The 23,550-nt window shown below is 42.8% G+C and carries 26 protein-coding genes; 6 read left to right on the top strand and 20 right to left on the bottom strand.

Going from position 1 to position 23,550, the window contains the following annotated elements:
- Positions 1-12: 12 nt before the first annotated feature.
- Complete coding sequence (locus ACJJIQ_RS09805) at positions 13-1,083, bottom strand: hypothetical protein (protein ID WP_445364485.1); 1,071 nt, start codon at positions 1,081-1,083, stop codon at positions 13-15.
- 4 nt (positions 1,084-1,087) lie between these two features.
- Positions 1,088-2,419, bottom strand: a complete 1,332-nt coding sequence (locus tag ACJJIQ_RS09810) for a hypothetical protein (RefSeq protein WP_445364486.1) — start codon at positions 2,417-2,419, stop codon at positions 1,088-1,090.
- A 743-nt stretch (positions 2,420-3,162) separates the two neighbouring features.
- Between ACJJIQ_RS09810 and ACJJIQ_RS09815 the strand changes: the two genes are divergently transcribed.
- Positions 3,163-3,363: a carbon storage regulator gene (locus tag ACJJIQ_RS09815; protein ID WP_445364487.1), complete on the top strand. Its 201-nt coding sequence runs from the start codon at positions 3,163-3,165 to the stop codon at positions 3,361-3,363.
- 415 nt (positions 3,364-3,778) lie between these two features.
- Here ACJJIQ_RS09815 and ACJJIQ_RS09820 read toward each other — a convergent pair whose 3' ends face one another.
- The 4 genes from ACJJIQ_RS09820 to ACJJIQ_RS09835 all read right to left on the bottom strand — a co-directional run bounded on the left by ACJJIQ_RS09820 (position 3,779) and on the right by ACJJIQ_RS09835 (position 6,139).
- The gene (locus ACJJIQ_RS09820) at positions 3,779-4,192 is read right to left on the bottom strand and encodes a DUF4279 domain-containing protein (protein ID WP_445364488.1); all 414 of its coding nucleotides are present in this window, start codon (positions 4,190-4,192) and stop codon (positions 3,779-3,781) included.
- A 110-nt stretch (positions 4,193-4,302) separates the two neighbouring features.
- Positions 4,303-4,551, bottom strand: a complete 249-nt coding sequence (locus tag ACJJIQ_RS09825) for a hypothetical protein (protein ID WP_445364489.1) — start codon at positions 4,549-4,551, stop codon at positions 4,303-4,305.
- Between the two features lie 576 nt (positions 4,552-5,127).
- Positions 5,128-5,838, bottom strand: coding sequence for a DUF4386 domain-containing protein (locus tag ACJJIQ_RS09830; RefSeq protein ID WP_445364490.1), 711 nt, complete (start codon positions 5,836-5,838; stop codon positions 5,128-5,130).
- Positions 5,839-5,923: 85 nt separating this feature from the next.
- Entirely contained in the window at positions 5,924-6,139 is a 216-nt protein-coding gene (locus ACJJIQ_RS09835) for a hypothetical protein (protein ID WP_445364491.1), read from the bottom strand.
- A 118-nt stretch (positions 6,140-6,257) separates the two neighbouring features.
- Between ACJJIQ_RS09835 and ACJJIQ_RS09840 the strand changes: the two genes are divergently transcribed.
- The gene (locus ACJJIQ_RS09840; RefSeq protein WP_445362153.1) at positions 6,258-7,199 is read left to right on the top strand and encodes an IS1595 family transposase; all 942 of its coding nucleotides are present in this window, start codon (positions 6,258-6,260) and stop codon (positions 7,197-7,199) included.
- Positions 7,200-7,206: 7 nt separating this feature from the next.
- Here ACJJIQ_RS09840 and ACJJIQ_RS09845 read toward each other — a convergent pair whose 3' ends face one another.
- Entirely contained in the window at positions 7,207-7,680 is a 474-nt protein-coding gene (locus tag ACJJIQ_RS09845; protein WP_445364492.1) for a hypothetical protein, read from the bottom strand.
- Between the two features lie 327 nt (positions 7,681-8,007).
- Here ACJJIQ_RS09845 and ACJJIQ_RS09850 point away from each other — a divergent pair, with 327 nt between their 5' ends.
- Positions 8,008-9,033: an IS630 family transposase gene (locus ACJJIQ_RS09850; RefSeq protein WP_445364493.1), complete on the top strand. Its 1,026-nt coding sequence runs from the start codon at positions 8,008-8,010 to the stop codon at positions 9,031-9,033.
- 198 nt (positions 9,034-9,231) lie between these two features.
- On the opposite strand, the gene ACJJIQ_RS09855 is transcribed toward ACJJIQ_RS09850, so the two are convergent.
- Entirely contained in the window at positions 9,232-9,621 is a 390-nt protein-coding gene (locus ACJJIQ_RS09855; protein ID WP_445364494.1) for a GNAT family N-acetyltransferase, read from the bottom strand.
- A 171-nt stretch (positions 9,622-9,792) separates the two neighbouring features.
- Between ACJJIQ_RS09855 and ACJJIQ_RS09860 the strand changes: the two genes are divergently transcribed.
- Complete coding sequence (locus tag ACJJIQ_RS09860) at positions 9,793-10,920, top strand: ISAs1 family transposase (protein WP_445362101.1); 1,128 nt, start codon at positions 9,793-9,795, stop codon at positions 10,918-10,920.
- 695 nt (positions 10,921-11,615) lie between these two features.
- Positions 11,616-12,557, top strand: coding sequence for an IS1595 family transposase (locus tag ACJJIQ_RS09865; protein WP_445364495.1), 942 nt, complete (start codon positions 11,616-11,618; stop codon positions 12,555-12,557).
- A 110-nt stretch (positions 12,558-12,667) separates the two neighbouring features.
- Here ACJJIQ_RS09865 and ACJJIQ_RS09870 read toward each other — a convergent pair whose 3' ends face one another.
- The 12 genes from ACJJIQ_RS09870 to ACJJIQ_RS09925 form a co-directional block, all read right to left on the bottom strand.
- Positions 12,668-13,228 carry a YbhB/YbcL family Raf kinase inhibitor-like protein gene (locus tag ACJJIQ_RS09870; protein WP_413665567.1) on the bottom strand — a complete coding sequence of 187 codons (561 nt, stop codon included), beginning with the start codon at positions 13,226-13,228 and terminating at the stop codon, positions 12,668-12,670.
- A gap of 86 nt (positions 13,229-13,314) precedes the next feature.
- Positions 13,315-14,121, bottom strand: a complete 807-nt coding sequence (locus tag ACJJIQ_RS09875) for an AraC family transcriptional regulator (RefSeq protein WP_445364496.1) — start codon at positions 14,119-14,121, stop codon at positions 13,315-13,317.
- Between the two features lie 505 nt (positions 14,122-14,626).
- Positions 14,627-14,992: a hypothetical protein gene (locus ACJJIQ_RS09880; RefSeq protein WP_413665565.1), complete on the bottom strand. Its 366-nt coding sequence runs from the start codon at positions 14,990-14,992 to the stop codon at positions 14,627-14,629.
- 90 nt (positions 14,993-15,082) lie between these two features.
- The gene (locus ACJJIQ_RS09885; protein WP_444897070.1) at positions 15,083-15,409 is read right to left on the bottom strand and encodes a hypothetical protein; all 327 of its coding nucleotides are present in this window, start codon (positions 15,407-15,409) and stop codon (positions 15,083-15,085) included.
- Positions 15,410-15,485: 76 nt separating this feature from the next.
- Positions 15,486-15,860 (bottom strand): GNAT family N-acetyltransferase, encoded by a 375-nt coding sequence (locus ACJJIQ_RS09890; RefSeq protein WP_445364497.1) that lies wholly within the window; start codon positions 15,858-15,860, stop codon positions 15,486-15,488.
- 151 nt (positions 15,861-16,011) lie between these two features.
- Positions 16,012-16,611, bottom strand: a complete 600-nt coding sequence (locus ACJJIQ_RS09895) for a dihydrofolate reductase family protein (RefSeq protein WP_444912895.1) — start codon at positions 16,609-16,611, stop codon at positions 16,012-16,014.
- 239 nt (positions 16,612-16,850) lie between these two features.
- Positions 16,851-17,192, bottom strand: a complete 342-nt coding sequence (locus ACJJIQ_RS09900) for a hypothetical protein (RefSeq protein ID WP_444913592.1) — start codon at positions 17,190-17,192, stop codon at positions 16,851-16,853.
- A gap of 579 nt (positions 17,193-17,771) precedes the next feature.
- Positions 17,772-18,338 carry an undecaprenyl-diphosphatase gene (locus ACJJIQ_RS09905; RefSeq protein ID WP_445364498.1) on the bottom strand — a complete coding sequence of 189 codons (567 nt, stop codon included), beginning with the start codon at positions 18,336-18,338 and terminating at the stop codon, positions 17,772-17,774.
- Between the two features lie 365 nt (positions 18,339-18,703).
- Complete coding sequence (locus tag ACJJIQ_RS09910; protein WP_444941936.1) at positions 18,704-19,330, bottom strand: hypothetical protein; 627 nt, start codon at positions 19,328-19,330, stop codon at positions 18,704-18,706.
- A 637-nt stretch (positions 19,331-19,967) separates the two neighbouring features.
- Positions 19,968-20,417: a hypothetical protein gene (locus tag ACJJIQ_RS09915; RefSeq protein WP_445364499.1), complete on the bottom strand. Its 450-nt coding sequence runs from the start codon at positions 20,415-20,417 to the stop codon at positions 19,968-19,970.
- Positions 20,404-21,078 (bottom strand): response regulator, encoded by a 675-nt coding sequence (locus tag ACJJIQ_RS09920; protein ID WP_444933020.1) that lies wholly within the window; start codon positions 21,076-21,078, stop codon positions 20,404-20,406. Before ACJJIQ_RS09920 ends, ACJJIQ_RS09915 begins: the two co-directional genes overlap by 14 nt.
- Positions 21,078-22,349 (bottom strand): sensor histidine kinase, encoded by a 1,272-nt coding sequence (locus ACJJIQ_RS09925; protein WP_445364500.1) that lies wholly within the window; start codon positions 22,347-22,349, stop codon positions 21,078-21,080. Before ACJJIQ_RS09925 ends, ACJJIQ_RS09920 begins: the two co-directional genes overlap by 1 nt.
- A 188-nt stretch (positions 22,350-22,537) precedes the next feature.
- Between ACJJIQ_RS09925 and ACJJIQ_RS09930 the strand changes: the two genes are divergently transcribed.
- On the top strand, positions 22,538-23,365 hold the full coding sequence (locus tag ACJJIQ_RS09930; RefSeq protein ID WP_445364501.1) for a DUF2306 domain-containing protein: 828 nt from the start codon (positions 22,538-22,540) through the stop codon (positions 23,363-23,365).
- The last annotated feature ends 185 nt before the right edge of the window (positions 23,366-23,550 follow it).

The raw sequence follows: 23,550 nt of genomic DNA on the forward strand, positions 1-23,550 counted from the left end.
CTATTTAATTCATCATCCTTGATAAATTAAAGGTTGACGAATATGTTCTGCGGGAATCCTTGATACAACTTCTATTTTTTCCCCCAAAGGATAGCTATTATGTAAAGGCCTGGGCTGAATTCGCTTATCCATAAAACTAGAAACTTCATCAGCAGAGGCTTTATTATCTTCACCCATTCCATTTCCAGAAGCTACGTATCCAGAACCACTCCACATTCTCATTACATACTTTGCATCATTAACCTGCTGGGATGTAAAAGATAAGATGGGCTTGTCTTTAGCTCCGGGTTGTTCCTGAACTTGGCTAAGGCGATCAGACAAACCAGAAGTAAGATCTAAACTTATAGAATCTACAATGTTCTGCGCAAAGCCAACATAATTATCCAATGATGTGCATTGAGCAACTCGATATGCATTACCAGTATTCGAGGGTGCGCGAGTAATATTGAATCTAAAGCTCAAGTAATGTTTATCTGTTAATGCAACATGCCAACTGATTCTATCAAATCTATCCCTCAAAGGCTGACTTTCAAAGTACAACCAACTCTTATTAGCCTGCTTTATCCATTGGCAATTAACTGGCCCCAAGTAGCTGGGCCACCGATATTGAGTCAAATCAAACGGGTCACTTTTCAAACCCGGGTCAAAATTATGAAGATCTCCCAATTCATATCGGCGATATACTTCTTTTGCCAGCACTCTTGTATCAAATACACTCTCATTAACAGGGAGATCTTCTACTGAAGTAACAGCGACAATCAGCCTAATATCGCCACCATACCCCCCTATAATGGGTACCCCCTTAAATCCCCAACAGCTTGAGAACACTCTTAGATACGTAATATCTGGAAATTTGATTTTATCGTCCAAGTTATCACTCGAACGGTAAGAAATTGGGCAAAAATTATTAGCCTCAAAAATATCAAACTCCTCTGGCTCTGCCTCCCATTTTTGAGCAGAGGAAAATGGGTCCGCTGGAGGAGGGACCATAAAGGTAAGTTTAGAGCCGGATAAGTTTTTCTCAATTCTTCTTGCTCGACGAAAACTGGGAGCTCGCGGAAAAGCGTCCTTTAGCAATTTCATAATATTACCTATTTCTTAGACGAGTTCGCTGAACCAACTGCTTGAATGGATCTGTTGGACTACTATGGTAACCCTCGTTTAAACTAGGAATACTTGCTAAACTTGTTTCAGCTGCAATCTGTACACCCTTTACAGTCATTACTCCAAGAAGTAATTTAGCTGTACTGAATGAAATACCCATAGCTGTAGCAGCCGTTGCCATTCCGCAAATAGAAAATCCTCCCATTGCCACTTTTTTAGCCCCTTTGATAAACTTCAAAGTGTGATATCCAGTATCAATTAGTTTATTAGTACGATCTTCCTTCGATGTATACTTTATAAATGTATTCACTGACATCACAGGTTTTGCTGTACCAATAACCGATCCACCAGCCAATTGTGCAATACCCGGAGTGGCCTTGTACCATGTCGAATCATTAGTATTCATTCCAATTTTACGTCGTGCGTCATCTGCCAAATAGTGACTGGATGTAGCATCACTCAAAAATATTGTTTGCTTGCCATCAAGATTTATTTGTCGTAGCGCAAGTTGTTCCATTGCCTTTGTTAGAACTTTTGAACCACCCCGATGGCTAGTCCACTCTACATATAACCCTTTATCATGGGCTTCTTTCATGTATCCAGCAAGAATCCTTGCAGCCTCCATATCCTCTCTAGTGGAACTTCTTCCTAAATTTCTCACACATCGCCAGCCTGATTTAAGAGCTCCATGCTGAGGAACGTAAAAGAGGGTATATCCATTCCCTTTCAATTTTTCAAGCGCCCCTTCATCCCCTCGGGTTATATGCGAAGGCATCATTTTTGCCGCATGAGCCAAGTTTTCACAATATCCATTAACACCGATTTTTAACCGTGAATCTTCCTTGCCCGTTACAGTGCCATTAGTGCGTAAACACATATCTGGCTGAACCTTTGGGGACCACTCCCCGCCATCATCACCTGCGTCCCAATCGACCCCCCAAAGGGCGGCTCGTCGTTTCTCTGCTGCTTGTTGCTCTACTAATCGAATATCAAGAATCACAACATCAGTCTGCGGCCCACCATAGTAATTGATTAACTCATATTCAATCTCAAAACCACCTCCAACAATACAGCGGCGAGTTGCACTGCCATTCTTCAAATATGAGTTAACCGGTACAGCCCCGCCTCTCAACCCGTTCACAGCATTAGTCAACGCTAATGCGTGATACCCCTCACTACTAGGGACACGGCTGAGTTCCTGAAACCCTTCCAGCATTTGATGGAGCTGGTCATTAGCCACTATCGAACGACCAGAACCAGATTGACCAAAGGTTTTAAGTCCCAAGCTGGCAGCTGATGAAGGTAAAGAGTTCATTGATCATCCTTATTCAGTAGACGCAGTTTCTCCTGTGAAGTGAGTCACATAAAGATATTCTGCCTGGTAATTTGCGCCTCAATTTACCAGTGAGACCATTCTAAGTACATTTTGAGAGAGATCACTAAAAATCGATTATATTTTGTCAACATTTAGACCGATCGGTCATAGCAGCAAGATTTTGCGGGCTGTAAAATTGGTGCCAGAGTGGAATTTTACTTAAATTGCTTTTTGGCCAAAAAACAAGCAGCTATCTACCGCCAGAGTGTAATCATATGTAATCGGTTTCCTGTTATTTCTGAGAAGCACTTCCCACTGCTAGAAGTCCCTTAGCTACAAACGAGAGATATGTACTAAATCAATAACACAAGACAACTACATTGTTCAACTGTACCTTTTCCGTAAATTCTGTCAGTAATACTGGACACACACCAAATAAGTATAACCTGCCCAAAATAAGTGGTTGAATCGAAGCGTTAAACAAATAAAGGGAGCCAATTTTACTAATGAAATGAACGTCACAAATTAAAGGTGCATTCAACATGCTTGGAGTGATGCTCTAAATTCTAGGAAGCCAGCACCCACCTTTCTTTGCTCTGGGCTCAACCCCAGTCGCCACCGAACTTCTCCTTCAAGGAATACCTATCTGCGGCTTAAGTGTCAGTAAAAAACAGATAGGTTAACCCTAGAGCACCACCCCATAACAATTCTGCGGCAATTATGCCACGCACAAAAATTGAGCCGTGAGCCCAGCTTTGTTATCAGTAAGCAGGTTGAATATTGAGCACAAAACCGCCAAAAAGCTGGGGATCGGTACGAATATCTTAATCACAGTGCTGAAAATGAACGGCAACCAAGTAAAGATAGGCATCTGCGTCCCCAGGTCCCCCCCCCATCTCCACTGCGAAGTGACCAACGTGCGCATCAGGAGAGAAGAAAAGTAGCCAGTTCAAGGGGATACTAATTGGTTCTATAACGAAGGAAGGTGGCCCATACGCTCGGTGCGAGCTTAACTTAATTAGATGTTAGATTTTAATTACCCCAATAGGGCCCTGTATAGCGATCAATTAAGAGTGGCGAACGGACAAAAACGGAGCTTCCTGGTCATACTTTTTATAAAACTCCATGACAAAATCAACGGCTTTCCTGAAACTATTTTCCTCTATTATTTACTACGTTTTCAATATTAAAAACTCACGCCTGATACTTTTATCGTATGGATAATTTGCATAACCCATTGTTTCTTTGATGATACTCTTAACAACCTCTTCAGAAATTACCATCTTTTTCCCTACAATTATAGGGCCTACTTAAGATGCCTCGCCAAACATAATTTTTGAAACACTTGTTAGGCATGGGCTAATCAGCACCATCGTAAATATCAAGTGAAAGCACTATCCCACGACTACCAAGTTCCAACAGTGTTTTAGAAGAAACATTCATACCCTCATTGCCCTTATCCATAAATATGCCACAGAAAAGGTCAATACTATATTTTTGTGAAAGGTCCTCCCAAATGGCAATATTATCTGTCAAACGATCAAGAGTTTCCTTCACTTGTCCATCTAAATCTTCAGGTTTGCATTCCTTTGCTGCCAAAGACCAGTGCCCACTTTTACACACATATTCTCTACCACTTCTTTTTACAACCTTTAAGTCACCTTTGGAGTACATAGTTGTACCCTCACACCCCAATAGCACTGAAATCTCTTGTGGTTGCAATTTATCTCCAATCAATCTCAACGTAGCTTTAGACCGACTTACCTGTGCCATTGCTATAAACACCCAAAGCTTTAATAAACAGCAGCCGGAACAAAAATAGACTGCCTGATAGGAATCTCAATTTTTCCAGGAACGAGTCTAAGTGAACTTAATATCACAAGCTACTGGTAATTCAATAAAAATAAAATCAAGAAAGCAATAAATATAGGAAAGAATAGCAAACCAAAAATTTCCGAACGCCTGAAATTTGCTATCCTTTGCTCATCCATTGTTTCAATTTCTTCGCTGCTGAAATCAGTACCGCAAATATGGCAATCAAATCTACGCTCCTCGTGTGCAGCTCCACAGTGAGGGCAATTCGCAGTCCGTTTTTCATACAGCCATTGGACTTGATCCAGTAAATGAAACATAAGCTGAATCCCAGTATTTAGACACTATAAGTGATAGCAGTTTGTTCAATAGCACAATCTAAACATCACACTTTCCTATAACTTAAAAGTTAGTCAGCCCGATGACCCACAGAAGTTAGCAAATAGAGGGATTCCCAAGTCTCTTGCAGCTTGGTATTTGCTTTTTCCTATTCTGCGCCCCGTACCCCATCCCTCCATCAAGCTTAACTCATCAGTCTTTCCCATTCGGGAATACTCACCTACGCTCAAATATCAGTAGGAAACAAATAGCTTAATCCCAAAGAGCACTACCGGCGCACGTCTAACAGTTTGAGAGCATGCCTCAGTCAAGACAATAGAGATGAAAAGAAGTCACGTTAGGCTTGGCATCCCCAAACCCCTCCGCGTCCAAAGAAAAGAGATCTATGCCCATATCAGAATCGACTAAATATTAGACAATGGGACGTTAAAGGCAAGTTCCCCAAGAGAGGAGGCCCTAGCCAAACCCTCTCTGGTGACATTAAACTTTGCTTGGTAACAAGATACGATTACTGTACAAAAACTGCACAGCCTTGTCGGTCATGCATTAGTGCTTACTCAGACATTACTTTTGTATAAACCTGGAGCATCGACTGAACTAGGTTTGATGTTAATTCCTTTGATTAACAGCCATAGGCCAAATGTGATTTCAAAAAACGCACCTGGAAGCATGAAGTGTTTCAATATTTGGGGCGGCTCGAGTAACAAAATATTTGAAAACCCATAAACCACCATCGACATATACGTGAAAGCCCCCCAAAGAACTAACCACCTAGGCACGTAATTTGAAACGTAAAATAAGTACATGAAAATAGTAGCGCCTATGCCCATTATGATTAAAAGAACATCCCACATCGAACCACTCATATTCACAAATATACTCGCTAACGCATGTAGCTGCTCTTCTTGAAATGTATTCGAATATTCCTGGTTTCTTAAAACTACTATAACCGTCAATGTAATAATTGTTGCTACAAAGCCAAGAAGCCCTTCTCCAAACCTGAAAAGCAATGCCAAAAAAGCAACATTTTTGTTGATTGTTTTTGTAACCAAGTACTGCGCCCAAGATGCCCAAATAACAGCGATAAACATAATTATATCTATAATCTGAGCGAACCTGAATCTCACCTCTGTCTCAGCAAAAGCCCCAAAATCATATATTCCTTTCTTGACAAGTAATGAATTGAGCATCCCTAAAACGATATAAATTAAGTATGCAGCACCTAGATGCTTCGCATATAGGCTAAGTGATGATTGTGTATTATCCATCAGTAATTATCCTTTGGCTCTCGTATACGACGAAAGTCCTAATCTTTATTTCAGGTGCGAAGCTGGCGCCACCTGAATATAGTAGTTAGAGTTCTTGCTCCAGTGTGCCAATACTGCTTAAAAATGACGTTAGCTGAGTTGCGGAATCCTTTAATGACTCGGCTACGGCAGCGATCTCTGCCTTCTTTATGGTTTCATTGAAATTAGTATCACCGAGTTCTTTGCGGGCAGAGAACTCGTTACTTGACACAACCGTAAATGGCACTATACCTGACCGAACATCAAGTAAGACTACTTCCACTGAACAGTATGCCTTTGTTTCATTCGGATCAATAAACTTACCTAATTACCACTCTTGCTAAGTTATGCGTAACTGTATATAAATACAGCTATCTCGTTGATCTGCAAGGGAATACGCCATGGCTCGCAACAAGGTACAGTTTCAGAAGGGTATTAGTTTGACCCAATTCCTCAAAATGTACGGCAGCGAGGAACAGTGCTTCGATGCACTGTCGCAGTGGCGTTGGCCCAATGGCTTTAGTTGTCCTCACTGCGGGCATGACAAGCATTGCGACCTCGCTTATCGCAAGCTTAAGCAATGTAACCATTGTCGGCGTCAGACATCGATTACCTCTCGTACAATTTTTGACTCCACGAAGCTCCCCCTCACCACCTGGTTTCTCGGTATTTTCCTGATTACTCAGGATAAGAAGGGCATTTCCTCTATGGAGCTATCTCGACATCTAGGTATCTCTTACAACGCAGCATGGCGTATGAAGCAGAAACTCATGCAAGTGATGATGGAGCGAGACCAACGATACAAACTGTCCGGTTTTATTGAACTAGATGATGCCTATCTCGGTGGTGAGCGTACTGGATGCAAGCCCGGGCGCGGAGCCAAGGGTAAAACTCCCTTTGTGGCGGCCGTTGAAACAACCAAGGAGGGACGCCCAACCCGTATTAAGCTCTCAATTATCAAGGGCTTCAAAAGCAGTGAAATTTCAACCTGGAGTAAAAAGTACCTTTGCAGTGGCAGCACAGTCATCTCAGATGGTCTTCCATGCTTCAATGCCATTAAGGAGGCCGGTTGTGTACATGACAAAATTGTTTGTGGTGGTGGCCGAGCTTCTGTTGAAGAGCCTGAGTTCTATTGGGTAAATACAGTACTTGGTAATTTAAAGAGTGCGCTACGTAGCACTTACCATGCTATTAGGCCGAAATATGCACAGCGCTATTTGGCAGAATTTCAATATCGCTTTAATCGGAGGTTTGATTTGTCGGCACTCATTCCAAGATTGATTTACGTCTCTCTTCGGACACCACCGATGCCAGAAAGGTTGCTAAAAATTGGCTTAGCATAAGTGGTAATTAGGTAAACTTATACTTCTCAAAAGTACGGCAACTTGAACGGTAGGCTAATAGTAAATCAGCTTGGTAGCGTGCAGCAGCTTCTCGAAGATAAGGCACAGTACGTTGCTCTGGAACGAGCATACTTGGTAAGAATGAAGCATCGTAAACCCTTTCAGACTCTCTCAACTGCCCTACAAAGTCCCTAGCAATAGTTTCATTTAGTTGCGTAAAATCATTAGAGTAATGGCGCCAGTAGCTATCATTGGACAACTTGAGTATTGCAATTCTATTTTGTGCAGGAAGCTTTAACTCATAGTTGAGGATGCGGTCTATGTCTATATCCCCTAACGATTCACCAGTGGAGCCAAATAGAGGCTCATTATTCGCTTCATTACCCCCAGCCTTATAGTAATCGCTTGGTCGATGAGATGTAGCTACAGTAGCGCAACCTGTAACAAGTATCGCAATTATAACTATCAAGTACTTTGTCATTTGTAATCCTTAGGTGGCAATTATTAACTCTTAATAGTTAATTCAAGTACAGCATCTATATATCACGCTTCTCTAGAATTCCAAAGCTAGTCCAGTGAGATAAAATCAAGAGGAGCAAAGAATAGCCTTTAACTGGTACAAATGTTCAATACAAAATACAGATTGAGACATCCATAATCCTGAGACCGCCCTACTTTATATCTTATGATGACGCTCCACGAGTTATGGAAAGACTCGTCCTATCCAAGAAACAACGGTAGCTGCGCTTATATTCTGATGATACTAGCGGGGCAGAAATAATCAGTACACCCTGGTAATATAAACTGCATGAAATACGATGCCAGAAAACTTAGTACTGAGGAGCAGCACCTCATACGTAAAATTGCTGTTCAGCGAGTATTTGATGGAGAATCTGCGGCGGAGGTTAGTCGTAGCTTAGGGCTGGGGAGCAGAACTATTTTCCCATGGTTAAGGACTGCTCGGGAGAAAGGTATTGAAGCGCTATCTCCAAAAATTAGACCTGGACGCGGTAGAAAACTGTCAGCTATTGAAGAAGAGGAAGTCAAACGATGGATTATTGGTGGCGATCCAAGGCAATATGGCTTTGATTTCGGATTGTGGACACGTCAGATCGTATCGGATTTGATTTTTGAGAGATTCAAAATTGAACTTAGCGTTTCTAGTGTCGGCACACTTCTACATCGACTGGGCCTGACGCCACAAAAGCCTCTACGAAGAGCTTACGAGAGAGATGAGAAGGCGGTGAATAAATGGGTAAAGGAAGTCTATCCAAAGATTAAATCTTATGCGAAAAAAACTGGTGCAGAAATATTTTGGCTGGACGAGGCTAGTATCAGATCAGACGATCCACTCCAAAGGACATGGGGAGAAAAAGGAAAAACTCCAGTGGTAAAAACGAGTGGTCAAAGACAGTCAATCAATGCGATCTCAGCTTTATCGAATAGAGGTGGCTTCTGGTATCATATTTATAGTGGAAAGTTCACGGCAGAAAAGTGCGTAGAATGCTTCAAAAATTTCCAGAGAAGTCAGAAAAGACCAGTGATTCTCATTGTTGATGGGCACCCAGTACACAAATCGAAAAAGGTATTGGAGTATGTCGATTCACAGGATGGAAAGCTTGAAATGGTGTTCTTACCGCCATATGCACCAAACCTAAATCCAGATGAGTTGGTCTGGAATCATATGAGAAATATAGGGGCTTCAAAGAGGCCGCTGAAAAAAGGTGAGACACTACTGAGTCGTGCAAATGCAGATTTGCAGAGCATCAAGAAAAATAGAAAACTTGTGAAATCATTTTTTCAAGAGTCGACTGTATTCTTTGCTGCTGCCTAGGTAGTAAAACCACCTAAAAGACGTCTTTTAGCACTTCAAATATGAATTCCTTTCCTATTCCGTAACCAAGAATCACCTACTAAACCACCCCATTAAGATTATCTCATATACCAGATTTGGAGGCTGCTATTCAGTAAACCCGATATCAGAAAAAAATAATAGAACTACAATCTATCGTTTTATAATTTTATTAAACACTTACAGAAAAGCTGCTCTTTTTCTCATCTCGTGACTGCCGTTAGATTTGGTTAAGTCAATTACGGCGAGCATATCTTCTCCATCATCATCCATTCCGACCTCAACAAAGCCGAAACTAGAATAAAAAACTTTTGCAACGGGATTATTAGGGTTATAACAAATTTCAATCTCTTGAAGTCCCGGGACGTCCCGAATTTCTCCTAAAGCAAGATCCAGAGCTATGCGACCAATACCTTTTTGTTGGTAATTTTGATCAATCATAAACCGCCAGATTGAGATTTTTTCTAAGCTTTCTTGTACCCACATTAGAAATCCAACGGCTTCATTGTCCAAGTAAATAGCACGAGTTTCATAGCCTTCGTTAAACATCGATTCAACTAGTGACCACATATTGCAGGCAATGTAATCTTCTTGATCCGATGCAACATCAAGATCACATACTGCTTCATAATTCTGTTTGGTAATCTGACCAGGGCTGTCCCATATAAATCGGTGTAAAAACGAACAAAATAGACCTAGAATAGCTATCTTTTTTGATAAATAGAGTGTTTTTCAGACAAAATGGATAGCGTTAGCCTTTTACATCACTTTGACGACATGGAAGATCCTCGAGTTGATCGGCACAAGCTGCACGCCCTGCCCGATATTTTACTTATCATGTTTTGCGGTGTTATTTGTGGTGCTGAAAGCTGTAGAGATTTTGTCGATTTCGCAGAATCTAAGATAGATTACCTAAAACGATTCACCCCGCTAAATAGCGGAATACCCTCAAAAAACACTTTTAGCCGTGTTATTTCAAGCTTAGACCCCGAACAATTTAAGCGCTGCTTTCTGCAGTGGGTCCAAGGTATTCAGCAAGAACTCGGTAACGTGATTGCGATCGATGGCAAGACGCTAAGGCGCAGCTTCGATCAGGCCAGTAAACGATCTCCTATACATATGGTGAGTGCTTTTGCGTCCGAGGCGCGACTTGTCCTTGCTCAGCAAAAGGTAGAAGAAAAGTCGAATGAGATTACGGCCATACCGAAGTTACTGGAGATTCTTGATCTTAATGGTGCGATTATTACGCTTGACGCCATGGGCTGCCAGAAAACGATCACTCAGAAAATTATCGAACGAGGCGGCGATTATGTGATTGCTGTGAAGGGCAACCAGGACAAACTGCACCAGCAAATTACCACGCATTTTAATAATTTGTTCGATATGCAGCACCACAAGCATGTCGATACTGATTGTGTGGAAGAGGTGAGCCGAGGCCGAATAGAATCCAGAAAATGTCTCTCTACTAACAGTATTGATTGGCTCGAAGGTAAAGAGCAATGGCACGGTCTAAGAAGTGTTATCGCAGTCCAGGCGAAACGAACTGTAGATGGGCGAACTAGTTGCGAAACGCGCTACTATATCAGTAGTTTAGAGCCGTGCTCAGCAGAACTCAATCATATTATTCGCTCTCACTGGGGTGTTGAAAACTCGTTACACTGGATTTTAGATGTGGTTTTTCGTGAGGATGATAGTCGCTTCAGATCAGGAAATGCACCAGAAAACATGGCGATCTTGAGGCATTCGGCACTCAATCAGTTGCAAGCGGCAAAGCCCAGCTTTAAAAAAGACATGAGCATTAAAAGGCTTCGGAAAAAGGCTGGCTGGGATAATGAAACCTTGGACAAGATAATTACAGCCACCATTTAGACTGATTTATATGGGACAGCCCTGGTAATCTGACGAAGTGATACTTCCATGGTCTAACCTTAAAGATCTAATAATCAATCGACAAGTAACACCTATATATCACACTTCTCTATATTTCCTAAGCTTATCAGCCTGATCGGAAAAAAAGAGACAAATGATAAAGAAGCTACCGCTAGGTGGCACTAATAATCAAAGTAAGATGTAAAGCAGCATCTATTGAATTTTGATATTCATATCGTAGCGTAATCAACGAAACAGCTTTTACCCATATTTTTGAGGTATTTTAGCCCCCCTCTAATCCACACCGGTAAACCCAGCTACTCCGTTTCCAAAAGCCGCCTTCTAAGCTTGTCTTTCAAAGATTCTGTACCCATAGATTGCATATCAGTAAAAAAATATGCTGACCTAAGAGATCCGAACTCACGAAATCTAAGATTTGGAATCAATCTGTCAATCAAAGTACTATTGGTGGATGGATGCCAATTAAAGATAGGCATCCACGCTTCACCACCGTCATCAAACGGATAGAATCTTACTGCACATATAAATGAAGTATTAAGGGAACAGCCTCACCAAAGGAGGCCTAGTGCAGCTTTTTCTTAAGAGGTTTAACTTTACCTAATTACCACTCTTGCTAAGTTATGCGTAACTGTATATAAATACAGCTATCTCGTTGATCTGCAAGGGAATACGCCATGGCTCGCAACAAGGTACAGTTTCAGAAGGGTATTAGTTTGACCCAATTCCTCAAAATGTACGGCAGCGAGGAACAGTGCTTCGATGCACTGTCGCAGTGGCGTTGGCCCGATGGCTTTAGTTGTCCTCACTGCGGGCATGACAAGCATTGCGACCTCGCTTATCGCAAGCTTAAGCAATGTAACCATTGTCGGCGTCAGACATCGATTACCTCTCGTACAATTTTTGACTCCACGAAGCTCCCCCTCACCACCTGGTTTCTCGGTATTTTCCTGATTACTCAGGATAAGAAGGGCATTTCCTCTATGGAGCTATCTCGACATCTAGGTATCTCTTACAACGCAGCATGGCGTATGAAGCAGAAACTCATGCAAGTGATGATGGAGCGAGACCAACGATACAAACTGTCCGGTTTTATTGAACTAGATGATGCCTATCTCGGTGGTGAGCGTACTGGATGCAAGCCCGGGCGCGGAGCCAAGGGTAAAACTCCCTTTGTGGCGGCCGTTGAAACAACCAAGGAGGGACGCCCAACCCGTATTAAGCTCTCAATTATCAAGGGCTTCAAAAGCAGTGAAATTTCAACCTGGAGTAAAAAGTACCTTTGCAGTGGCAGCACAGTCATCTCAGATGGTCTTCCATGCTTCAATGCCATTAAGGAGGCCGGTTGTGTACATGACAAAATTGTTTGTGGTGGTGGCCGAGCTTCTGTTGAAGAGCCTGAGTTCTATTGGGTAAATACAGTACTTGGTAATTTAAAGAGTGCGCTACGTAGCACTTACCATGCTATTAGGCCGAAATATGCACAGCGCTATTTGGCAGAATTTCAATATCGCTTTAATCGGAGGTTTGATTTGTCGGCACTCATTCCAAGATTGATTTACGTCTCTCTTCGGACACCACCGATGCCAGAAAGGTTGCTAAAAATTGGCTTAGCATAAGTGGTAATTAGGTAACTTTATGCGATAACAAGTAACAACGAGCTTCGATTATTTCGCTCTCGCACAGATCAGATCCGCCAAAGCCTCATCTGAATTTGCTTGCTGGAGAGTCACTCCCGCATGTATAAAGCTTCAATAGTACTTTCCCCCAAAGAGTTAGCCTTAACTATATAGCCAGTTAGTGCCCCTGATGCATCGCTTGGTAAATCTAGTTTCTTTGATAGCGCAAAAACGGTAAACTGATACCGATGCGCACCATGCCCTTTCGGTGGGCAAGCACCACCATAACCTCTTACTCCATAATCATTTACTATTTGTACACTACCTTGTGGAGTGCGATTTTTTTCTGAGTTTCCTGCGCCAGCTTCCAGTGAACTTATATTTTTGGGAATATTTACAATTTGCCAATGCCACCAACCACTGCCTGTTGGTGCATCAGGATCATATGCAAAAACAGCAAAAGCTTCTGTCCCCTTTGGGGCATTTGCCCAAGATAATTGGGGTGAAATATTATTACCAGTGCAACCGAACCCCTGGAACTCATGCTCTTTACTCATATACTTTCCAGTATCTATATCATTACTCGAGAGCAAAAATGATTCTGCAGAGGCTACGCCGGATATAAGCACTGTAAAGACGGCACATTTAATTTTACTAATTAGGCTAAACATATTTACTCCAAACATATTAAAAATGATTACTTATCATAGGAGCATTATGTTCAGAGTAATATATCAAAAACAGGCAAACTTTCGCCTCAAACGTTCACTCGTGTTTTTCTCAGCTCTATAGGAGTTATACCAAAAGATCTTTTAAACTTATCTGAAAATCTAGACTGGGATTTATAGCCACATCTTTCTGATATACGGCCTACTGGCTCAAAAGTCGTTTGAAGTAAGTGCAACCCCAATCCAAGCCTGATGTCATCTATAATGACTTTAATGCTCGTACCTTCGCTATTTAACTTTCTTCTTAATGTTGACTCACTCATTGACAATTTTGAAGCCAACATATCCACTCTTAAGTCCGCAGCTGGGTTTTCACTGATAATTTTATATGATTTTTGGCTTACACTTGTCGATTCAAAAACAGAAGCTACTTCCTGGTATCCCAAATGGAGTAGTGTTTGTAATATTTCCTGTCTTCGAATATGCCATAGATCAAAAGGAACGGAAGAACTCCACTCCATAAACTGATGAAGGGCTAACTCTAAAGTAGAATCTATATCTCCCGTAAAATATTTTTCTTCTTTGTTTCTTGCAAGCGTTAATCTATCGAAATCATTGTATTCAAACTCAATAAGCAATGCGAAGTATTCTGAATCACCTGGGATATTTCGCATATCAATTTTAGGGCTATTAGATAAAAATATAAACTCCCCTGTTGAGCAACTCTTTTGCCTGTCACCACCCAGCTCTTTGCATCCATCAAGCACACATATCAAGGTCGGATTAACAATAGGAACACTGAAAATATTTTGTTCTCTATATGAGGAATATACTGAAAAAGGTAAGTTCTTACTCTCCTTTAGTATCTGCTTTGCTAATTGCTTAAGTTCATGCATAAGTTGATTGAGCGCCTAATAGTAAATTCAAAAGCAGAGTTTATATAGCACGATTATCAACAATTACAAAATATGCCTGCCCAATCGCACACAATAAAATCGCCCGGATCACGACCATCAAAAACGCCTTAGTAGCGATTTCGAAATGGGACCTCCCTATTCTCCGCTTACTATCTTCCAGGTACACCTATTGCATACGTACCAAGCTTGCCTGTCAAAGCAAGATCAATTGTATGCTGGAGCAGCATCCGGTATCGAATACTTTGGTACAAAGCAGCGAACTAGTAAAAGCTGAAGAGTCGGCACAAATGTATCTGTCATAGAGCAGAAAGTGAATAGAAATCAAGTAATAGTATACAACCACGCCGCACAATTCCCTGCTGGTCCAAAGTGAAGATATCTGCGAATGTACCAAATGAGACCAAATAATAGCTAACACGAGGCATCTGTGAACAGATGTCATATATAAGGATGTAGTCGAGACCAGGCTAGAGACTAAGTATTGCTAGACACAACTGTCCAGGTACAGGATCCCCTTTCTATCAGTAGAAAAGATTAAATAGCTCACTCCAGCCTCAAAATCATATTTACAAGAGCAAATATTACCAGAAGTAACTAGCTTCTTACCTGCGATTTTTCCCTTTATTGACTCTTCAACATCGAACAAAGTGACTACTTCTAAAACATGTCCGCCCTTACCACTACCCTCAACGATTACTTCTTTTCCAATACTCTCAGCGCTACCTATAAAAATTATTCTGCTTCTATCAACAACAAACTCTATTTCAGAAGTACCTCTTTCACGTGAAACTGCCTTGTCATGGAATGATGTCCAACAACTCGTAGAATAGGCATCAAGTGAAATTGCCAAAGCGAATAAAGCTAGTATATATTTTATGTATTATTACTTTAACCTTAAGTAAGCTGTATGACTGACGTTAGCAACAATAAACTAAAAGGATTACTCATAAAATTTACCACGTTTGAGAAATATATTTAAAGCATGCTTTGACTCAAATAGCAGATCACACCACTCTTGAGAGGACGGTTTCGAATCTGGCTGAACTCTCTCCCAGAATTTATTTACAGCTAATAAAGATTCAATTTCTTCTCTCACAAATACCTCTTTATCAAATTGAATTATTGAATTAGCATCAAACCAATCACTCCAGAACTCAAGGTTAGCGATTGCAACATCAAATCTAAATTCATCTGAGAAAAGTTCTAGAACCTCTATGATCCTATTCCTGACTCTTTTCTCTATACAATTCTTCTCTTCAGGTTTCATATTTGAGATATCTTATTCTCGCCTTATGCATAACGTCGCGCTAGACGACAGAAGCTAAGCCGACTTGAACTCCTTTTTATATTTTTGTACTCATTAAGTATTCTGGGTGACCAGTATGCTCATCTCTTTGTTCTTTTACTACTTTAAATTCTTGAGACAAGTAAAACTGATAGCTAGAAACGTTCTCTTTGTAAACAGAAAGTATCAGCCTATCTCTTTTTGACTTTGCATGGTTAAGGAGCTGTTTGCCTACTCCTCTTCCCTGTAGAGAGGGAGAAACAAATATAGCTGCAAGCGTATCGCCACTAAGTGAGTAAAAGCCTACTGCTTTACTTTCCATCTCATAAACATATGTCTCCGATGTAGGAATGTAAACATCTCTCATATCACTTAACTGTGCCTCCCAGAAATCTGAAGGTATGAAATCATGAGCTTGAATAGAAGCTTGCAACCAAATATCCAATATAGTAGGCAGATCGTTACGGTTATATAACCTAATCATTTTGATAAATTCTCAGTAAATTCGATAATATTGCTTTTATTTCAACAACAATCTCAGTAAGGAGAGTCGCATGAGTGAGTTTTCTATTTAACAACGCTCTTTAAATAGCCCTGCCATCTAGTGATTTATAAAAATGCATAAAAGCCCCTGAGGGGCACTTCGCAAAATTGATGAGTTTGTATTTTGATGAAATTTCACCACTTTCGAACAGTCGCTTTCCTTCTCCAACAACTACTGGAAACGTCCAAAGCCTAAGCTCATCTACCAAGTTATGCTTTAGAAGTGACTGCACCAACTGCCAACTTCCATGAACTTGTAGTAAAGGCCCATTCATTTTCTTAATTTTGGTTATCTCGACGACCGCATCTGCCCCCTTTAGCTTGAATGAATTATTCCATGTGAGATCATCACTACCTGATGTTACGACATACTTTTTTGCTTGATTAAGTTTGTCTGCAGCTGGATTTCCAGGTTTGGCATTTGAAAAACTTGTGGCAAATAAATTGTACGTATTACGTCCTAATAGCAGATCATAAGGTTCCGCCATGGCCTCCCTTCCGACTTGCTCCATGACTTCATCCCAATAATCCTTGGCCCAGCCTCCATGACTAAAGCCACCTGAAAAATCTTCCTCAGGCAAACTCGGTGCTTGCATTACTCCGTCAAGTGTTTGAAATACTAATATGGCTAAGTTTCTCATTGGTTGATTCTCGCGAAAGAGATGAATAATTTGTGCCGAATAACGCCAATCTCAGCTATATAGGCACGAATATGCCGGAAGCGAGTATAGCGCTGGATTATAAAACCACTTACAACTTGAAAAAGAAACACGGCAAGCATTTACCATACATGAGTTCAATAGCGACATGAATCACAAACACAAGTAGTAACGCAGCGATAGCTTACCTTATACAGCTAATGTCTTAAGCCAGAGTACATTTATGCAGCACCTTGCTTTTGCTTATTAGGCCAGTTCTTTGAAAGGAAGCGAAATACAAATACTGCACCTATAAAATTGATTATACTAGCAATAAAAATACCAATCTCATCGTCTACGCCCTCAGAACAGTTCTCGAAGCAACCTCCATATGAAAATGCGAGCAAAGCAGAACAAGCGGCAATTGTGATACTTAAATAAACACCAACCGAAAAACGGGCGAATTTAGAGAATTTTGACAATCCATTCAGTCCTATCGGAGCAAAAAGCGTAGCTAACAGCAACGCTCCTAAAGACGGGAAATATATATACGAAATTATGTGGTCTAGAAATTCCTTATTCATGCGATCCTCTTACAACTATTAACTAAAAAGCAGTATCTATATACCATGCCTACCTATAATTCTAAAGCTTCTCGTCCCTACAGAAAAAAGAGCGATAGATAAAGGAATCGTATTAAGTTGGCACCTATGTTTACCAACAAAAAAACTATTCCTCTCCAATTTTTACACATGCCCACTCTTTACTTTGAGAGTAAACAAGTAAGATACATATCTTTCTTAAGGAGCTAAAGCAGACCTCCCCTATGGATGTTAAAATTAAGTAAGAACAAGTTATGTGTACCACTCAGCCGTACTAACTTGGAAAGCGGCTGGGATTAAAAACCAAAAAAATGGAGGAATCCATATCAACCGACTGTTAACCAAGCTTCAGAAACACAAACCCTTATGATTTCCTACCTGAGGTTCGCACGATCTCATCGCTTCCATCAATCCAGTTCAGCATACCATTAATCGAGAGGAACAATGAAAACTCCACTTCTATTTCTTCACTATAAATGACAGCCCCCTAACCCAATGTATGGTATATAAAATAGAAAGTAAATATTATAAATGCAAGAGAAGCATCAACTACTTTTAGTTCTAACCGACTCTCTTCCCAGGTAACTTTTTAACCAAAAAATTTAAAAGGAATTGAGTTTTATATTGTATTTTAAATACGACAACTGATGAGAAAATTGCTACCAAAATGGCACCTAGTATATCTAAAGGATAGTGAACACCAACAAAAACTCTGGATAAGCCACTAACAACGCTTAACAGGCACAAAACAGCACCGATTAACCTGGTTGATTTGTTAAATAGAAGCACTATAGCTATCGAAAAAATAAACGTAGTATGGTCTGAAGGAAATGAAGAGTCAGGCGCATGTTCTACTAATTGCGTGCCTAGATTATTTACAAATGGACGAGAATTATAATAAAAAATAGAAATAATATAGCTCATTAACATACCGAGCATCACAGACAAACCGCAATTCAGGCTGGACCTTTTTCTTTCTATACTAGGATCAAACCATAGATAGAGCATCACAAGCATAAAAATATAAGGCATGACCTCTGCTACAGCTATTAAAGCAGCATCTAAAATGTCACTTTTTCCTGCGAATTGATTAATAAGAACAAAAGTTTTTTCGTTGAATTTTTCCATTTATCAAGCTCTGAACTCTTTCAAAACCTTAACATTAAGCCTTTATCCAGGCGAAACAATGTGTACCCAGCATGGCACAAGCAGTAGCTTTTGGGCTGGAATCCATTAGGTATGTAAACAGCTGCTTTTATACCTGGAAGACATAGTACTGTAACAGACTTTAGTCTTTGTAGTGCTCTAGTTGCTCAATAGATTCAATCCATCCCTTATCATAGTTCAGGAGTCGACATACACCATAATTCCCCCAAACAGGAAGAATATAATTAACACTAATATTTTAAATTGGAAGCTCATTACTTATATCTATTTACCCTCAAGGTAGCAGTGTAGAGAATTTTCTACTTTTACTTATCAAGCGCTATTCTTTAACAATTTAGCACTGGAACATATGTACTTTCGCTGACTTTAAATTCGATTGGCGGGATTGTAACTTCTTCACCATTTACAAATAGAGGCGGCAGTTTTACCGTAAAATACTCCAGATTTTCAGGAGATATTACTACCTCAGGTCCCCAGAACCCATAAGACTCATCAGATGGTATTTGGTATGGCTGTTGAAAAAATGGCAGCTCAACTTGGGATTCACTACCATCAAGAAAAATGATAGTAGCTACAGCACTTGAGAATGAGATCTCGATATGTTGGGATTTGCGTTCGGCGATTAAGCTCTCTTTAGTCTTCTTTTCTTGCTCTGAGGGAAATAATGACCAAGTGCCATTTGACTCAGGATGTCTATACAAGACAGGCCTTACATAGGCAATTAACTTTGTACCTTCTGGGTGGCGCTTTGTAGGTTGTTTGGCCAAGACTCTAAATATCAGCCAATCGTAATCAGGAAGACTGAACTCTAGTACTTTTTCAGCCCCATAACATGCCGGGTTTTCGGTGCTGTGCCATCCTATTGGAGCACTCGGTTTTAAGTATGGCCCGGTACTACAACCAGCTAAAATAAAAGCAGCACAAGAAAGTAGATTTATTCGCTTGATACTCAAATACACTCCGATGTATAATAGTTAATCCATCAGAAACTTATATATCACGCTTTTATCTAGTTTCATAGCTCATAAGTCGAATTACACAAAAAGTTCTGAGAATTAAAAGCCCGCTGTAACTGATACGGATGTTCAAGTCAGACATTGGACAAGACCCGCTATAATTCTACCCTTTCCATTTTCTATATTTTTTAGAGATTCTAGTTTAGGTTAACGAGCTATTGAAATAGCTGCTATACATAATAAAGTATAGCCACCAAAACTGCTTCCACTCTCCTCCCTCGGGTAATTAAGCACTTGATCCGCTGGCCCTTTCATATCATCTAATCCCGCGCCCACCTACTCCGCCCCAAAGAGCTAGTTTACCTACAAATTAGAACAAATCTCTCAGTCGCAGAACTGGAACTGAAAAGAAGCCATACGTTGCTTCTGGAGAATTTTCTCGGAAAGCTATCAAATGAGCTGCGACGAAACAGCCATGAAGTTATCGGAAGGGTTCGCTTCAAGTCTACTTGAAATGGGTCTTAAAAAGTGATGCTCCACCAAAAGCACTTTAACCGATGGAGTTGTTTTTGATTAAAACACCTTGAGGTTTATGGTGTTGAATGTTAGCGAAACTCGCCGAGCGCTTGTGCTGCTAAATGTCCATCTCAACCGACGGTTCTGCTGACACAGGCCATACCAGTCCAGTTCTTGTTACTAGGAGCAATAATACAAAAGACATCTCCAATGCGAGAAATATACCAATAGGGTGATTGGGAACCCCGTGTATCATTAGGTAAAACAAATAGCTCGTAGTAAGTAAATTACCCGCGAGAGTAACGTTGAGGGCATAGCGACGCTCTTGCCAAAGTAGTTTACAAAGCAGGAGGTTCAACACCGCCGTGCCGGCGAGCATCACACCGGGTAACATCAACATCAAACGACGGGCTAAACCAGTCCCATCGCTGGTTACCAAAGGCCAGATGGCAACAAAGTGGCCCTGGGCTCCAAGGAAGAGAAACAGCCCCAGAACCACAGTGCCACAGGCGGCAAGGCGATAAAGTGCATTGCGTTGCAAAGCGGGCTTTGATCTAGAAGCCAACATCGCGCTCCCCCACGGTGGCTAGGCCACATTCGTAAGCGAATACGACTGCCTGCGCACGATCGCGCAGTTCTAATTTTGACAGCAAACTGGAAACGTGGGTTTTCACGGTAGCTGGGCCAATAAACAGGGTCTCGGCAATCTCTGCATTACTCTTGCCTGCGGCTATGGCCTCCAACACTTCACGCTCCCGGGTGGTCAGGCGCTCCAGGCGTTTTGCCAGGTTGCGACCTGTTCCCAATTTCTGTGCGAACTGGCTAATCAGGCGTTGGGTGATGCCCGGTGCAAGCATGGCACCGCCCTCTGCTACGGTGCGCACTGCCTGTACCAGCGCCTCTGGGGGAATATCCTTGAGCACAAAGCCACTGGCGCCAGCCCGCAGCGCACGAAACACGTATTCATCAGGATCGAACGTAGTCAAAATAATGACACGGCAAGTTGCATCACTAGCTTCCAGGATGCGCGCTGTGGATTCCAGCCCGTCCATCTCCGGCATACGGATATCCATTAGGATGATATCCGGCTGGTACACTCGCGCGGCTTCAATTGCCTCGACACCGGTACCGGCCTCGGCGACCACTTCGATATCGGGCTGGTTATCCAGAATCAGGGCAAAACCGCGTCGCACCAAAGCCTGGTCGTCCACTACCATCACTCGCAACATTATGTTTTCACCATTCCTGTAGGTAGTTGTGCATATACCTCAAAACCGCCACCATCGACTACACCCGCATACAGATAGCCACCGAGCAGTTCCGCGCGCTCGCGCATTCCCGCGATGCCGTGCCCACCGCCTGGCTGCCCATCAATAGCTATTTCCCTCATGGGCCGCTCGCCGTGAGTATTTCCATCATCGCGCACTCGAATTGTGAGAGTGCCGTGGTCTGCGCGCACACTCACTTGCACCCGCACTGCGGCACCGACGTGCTTGATGGCGTTTGTGAGGGATTCCTGAACAATGCGATAGGCGGCGAGCGCGACACTGGTTGGCACTTTCTCCAGTGCGCCGTTGGCCTCGTAGTCAACCTGGGTTAACACCTGTCGGACCTTTTCAATCAGATCTGGCAAATCGCCGAGTTCTGGTTGCGGAGTGAGCGCAGTGTCGTTATTAGTCGGTCGCAGTACACCGAGTAAATGACGCATTTCTGCCATGGCCTGACGGCCAGCCGCCTCTACAGAAGCCATAGCCTCATTGGCAGCTTGCGGGTTATTGCGGCTGATAGCTCTGGCGGCACCGGCCTGCACAGTCATAAGACTCACTTGGTGCGCCACCACATCATGCATCTCACGGGCGATTCGAGTGCGCTCGGCTACAACTGCGCGCTCGGATTCGGCATTGCGCTCGCGCTCCAAATACTTGGCCCTCTCTTCCAACAAGCGCAGATATTCGCCGCGAAAGCGCAGCCGGCGGCCGATATACCACAGCGCCCATACCAGCATCACCGTTACTGTGCCTGCCGCAGTTGGCTGAACCGGAATACCCTGGTCAAGCGCCACAAAAACCAGCGTCGTGATAACGCCAAAAAAGCTAGCCCGGGTATTGGCCTCGTAACGACCGAGGCTATACAGCGAAATCGCCATAGCCACGATGCCATCTGCCGGCAAACCCAGCTCCAGCAATATTGTTGCGCCGAGAATAACGGCCTGTACCTGCCAAGGGTGGGTGCGACGCCACAACAGAGCGAAAGAGCCAACGAATGCACACTGGAAAGCAACAACATCCCACAGGCTCTGCATGGATAGCACTTCGGGGGAGCCGTTGCGCGACCACATCAGAAGCGTCAGCAAGAACATAAGCAACACAATAAACAAGTCGGTCAGGTGCGGCCATCGCTCAAACGGCCCACGTAAGGGCCGCCACATAGGGAGTTTGGGTAGTTCCGTGCTGGCATTGGGCGGATTCGGCGCAGGCGTATTTAGGGACGAAGATTTCATTTCCGCATGCTAAACCAGGGGCAACCAGCTGTCATGGGACTTTCGGGGGAGATGGATACGGCAAACTCTCCACCTTTTGGGGGAGTTCGATTCCTGCCTGCGGCCGATGTGCGTAGGTCTGAAAAAGCAGAACATGTCCGGCAAGCACATTCAGACCCAATACGGACCATAATCGCCTGGAGAACCCCATGAACGACGCTGCACTCAGCCAAACACTACCGCGACCATTCGACACCCGGCGGGCAGTTAACCTGTCGGTAAAAACCTGGTTCTGCATCGCAGCTATCGGCCATGCGATCTTCTTCGCCTATATCCTGGCCGTCTTCTACCCACCCATTGCCGAATCAGGAGTGCATGGTTTGAAAGGGCTGCACCTACCGGCAGGCTTCCGCGAGGGAGATATATTAGGCAACCTGGCTTCGGTGAGCCACGTGCTATTGGCCGCGATTGTCATTGGCGGTGGTCCACTTCAGCTGATCCCTTCGGTGCGGCGCCATGCCCCTAACTTCCACCGCTGGCTGGGACGCAGCTATCTGCTGACCGCTGTCATCGCGAGTATTGCGGGGCTCTACATGACCTGGACACGGCACACTATTGGTAATCTGGTATCGCAGATCAGTATCACCATGGACGGCATACTAATTTTGGTGTTTGCCTTTCTGGCGGTGCGTACCGCGATGGCCAGGCGCTTTGCTGCGCACCGTCGTTGGGCCCTGCGCCTATTTATGGCTGCCAGTGCGGTGTGGTTCTTCCGCGTGGCCTTGATGGGTTGGGCAATGCTCACCGGCGGCTGGGGGGTCGACTGGGAATCTTTTACCGGGCCATTCCTGTATGCACTGGGCTTCGGTCAATACCTGCTCCCGCTGGCAATGCTGGAATGGTATTTTCACTGTCAAAAGCGTGGAGCCGCACAGGGTACCCAGATTGCGTTTGTCAGTACACTAGTGCCGCTGACCGTGTTTATGGCCATTGGTATTTTTGCCGCTACGATGGGAATGTGGTTGCCACGGATCTAAAGCTACTTGGGCTGGTTATCGTGAACTTCTTATGGTGATTTGGCTTTAGAGGTTCACGACTTGGATATCCCGCTCTGAGCGAAGAATTAGAAACTAGAGCACTAAATTAATTTTGGCACTATACATTTGTGTGATGCGAGGAGTTACCTCGTACTGACAGCTCGGCATCCACTTTTGCCTATTCT

It is taken from the genome of Microbulbifer maximicatervae (SeqCode), assembly GCF_052468295.1.

Excerpts from the sequence above, each read along its gene's own strand:
- ACJJIQ_RS09805 (WP_445364485.1), bottom strand. The coding sequence starts at position 1,083 with ATGAAATTGCTAAAGGACGCTTTTCCGCGAGCTCCCAGTTTTCGTCGA.
- ACJJIQ_RS09810 (WP_445364486.1), bottom strand. The coding sequence starts at position 2,419 with ATGAACTCTTTACCTTCATCAGCTGCCAGCTTGGGACTTAAAACCTTT.
- ACJJIQ_RS09820 (WP_445364488.1), bottom strand. The coding sequence starts at position 4,192 with ATGGCACAGGTAAGTCGGTCTAAAGCTACGTTGAGATTGATTGGAGAT.
- ACJJIQ_RS09825 (WP_445364489.1), bottom strand. The coding sequence starts at position 4,551 with ATGTTTCATTTACTGGATCAAGTCCAATGGCTGTATGAAAAACGGACT.
- ACJJIQ_RS09830 (WP_445364490.1), bottom strand. The coding sequence starts at position 5,838 with ATGGATAATACACAATCATCACTTAGCCTATATGCGAAGCATCTAGGT.
- ACJJIQ_RS09840 (WP_445362153.1), top strand. The coding sequence starts at position 6,258 with ATGGCTCGCAACAAGGTACAGTTTCAGAAGGGTATTAGTTTGACCCAA.
- ACJJIQ_RS09845 (WP_445364492.1), bottom strand. The coding sequence starts at position 7,680 with ATGACAAAGTACTTGATAGTTATAATTGCGATACTTGTTACAGGTTGC.
- ACJJIQ_RS09850 (WP_445364493.1), top strand. The coding sequence starts at position 8,008 with ATGAAATACGATGCCAGAAAACTTAGTACTGAGGAGCAGCACCTCATA.
- ACJJIQ_RS09855 (WP_445364494.1), bottom strand. The coding sequence starts at position 9,621 with ATGTGGTCACTAGTTGAATCGATGTTTAACGAAGGCTATGAAACTCGT.
- ACJJIQ_RS09860 (WP_445362101.1), top strand. The coding sequence starts at position 9,793 with ATGGATAGCGTTAGCCTTTTACATCACTTTGACGACATGGAAGATCCT.
- ACJJIQ_RS09865 (WP_445364495.1), top strand. The coding sequence starts at position 11,616 with ATGGCTCGCAACAAGGTACAGTTTCAGAAGGGTATTAGTTTGACCCAA.
- ACJJIQ_RS09870 (WP_413665567.1), bottom strand. The coding sequence starts at position 13,228 with ATGTTTAGCCTAATTAGTAAAATTAAATGTGCCGTCTTTACAGTGCTT.
- ACJJIQ_RS09875 (WP_445364496.1), bottom strand. The coding sequence starts at position 14,121 with ATGCATGAACTTAAGCAATTAGCAAAGCAGATACTAAAGGAGAGTAAG.
- ACJJIQ_RS09885 (WP_444897070.1), bottom strand. The coding sequence starts at position 15,409 with ATGAAACCTGAAGAGAAGAATTGTATAGAGAAAAGAGTCAGGAATAGG.
- ACJJIQ_RS09895 (WP_444912895.1), bottom strand. The coding sequence starts at position 16,611 with ATGAGAAACTTAGCCATATTAGTATTTCAAACACTTGACGGAGTAATG.
- ACJJIQ_RS09900 (WP_444913592.1), bottom strand. The coding sequence starts at position 17,192 with ATGAATAAGGAATTTCTAGACCACATAATTTCGTATATATATTTCCCG.
- ACJJIQ_RS09905 (WP_445364498.1), bottom strand. The coding sequence starts at position 18,338 with ATGGAAAAATTCAACGAAAAAACTTTTGTTCTTATTAATCAATTCGCA.
- ACJJIQ_RS09915 (WP_445364499.1), bottom strand. The coding sequence starts at position 20,417 with ATGTTGGCTTCTAGATCAAAGCCCGCTTTGCAACGCAATGCACTTTAT.
- ACJJIQ_RS09920 (WP_444933020.1), bottom strand. The coding sequence starts at position 21,078 with ATGTTGCGAGTGATGGTAGTGGACGACCAGGCTTTGGTGCGACGCGGT.
- ACJJIQ_RS09925 (WP_445364500.1), bottom strand. The coding sequence starts at position 22,349 with ATGAAATCTTCGTCCCTAAATACGCCTGCGCCGAATCCGCCCAATGCC.
- ACJJIQ_RS09930 (WP_445364501.1), top strand. The coding sequence starts at position 22,538 with ATGAACGACGCTGCACTCAGCCAAACACTACCGCGACCATTCGACACC.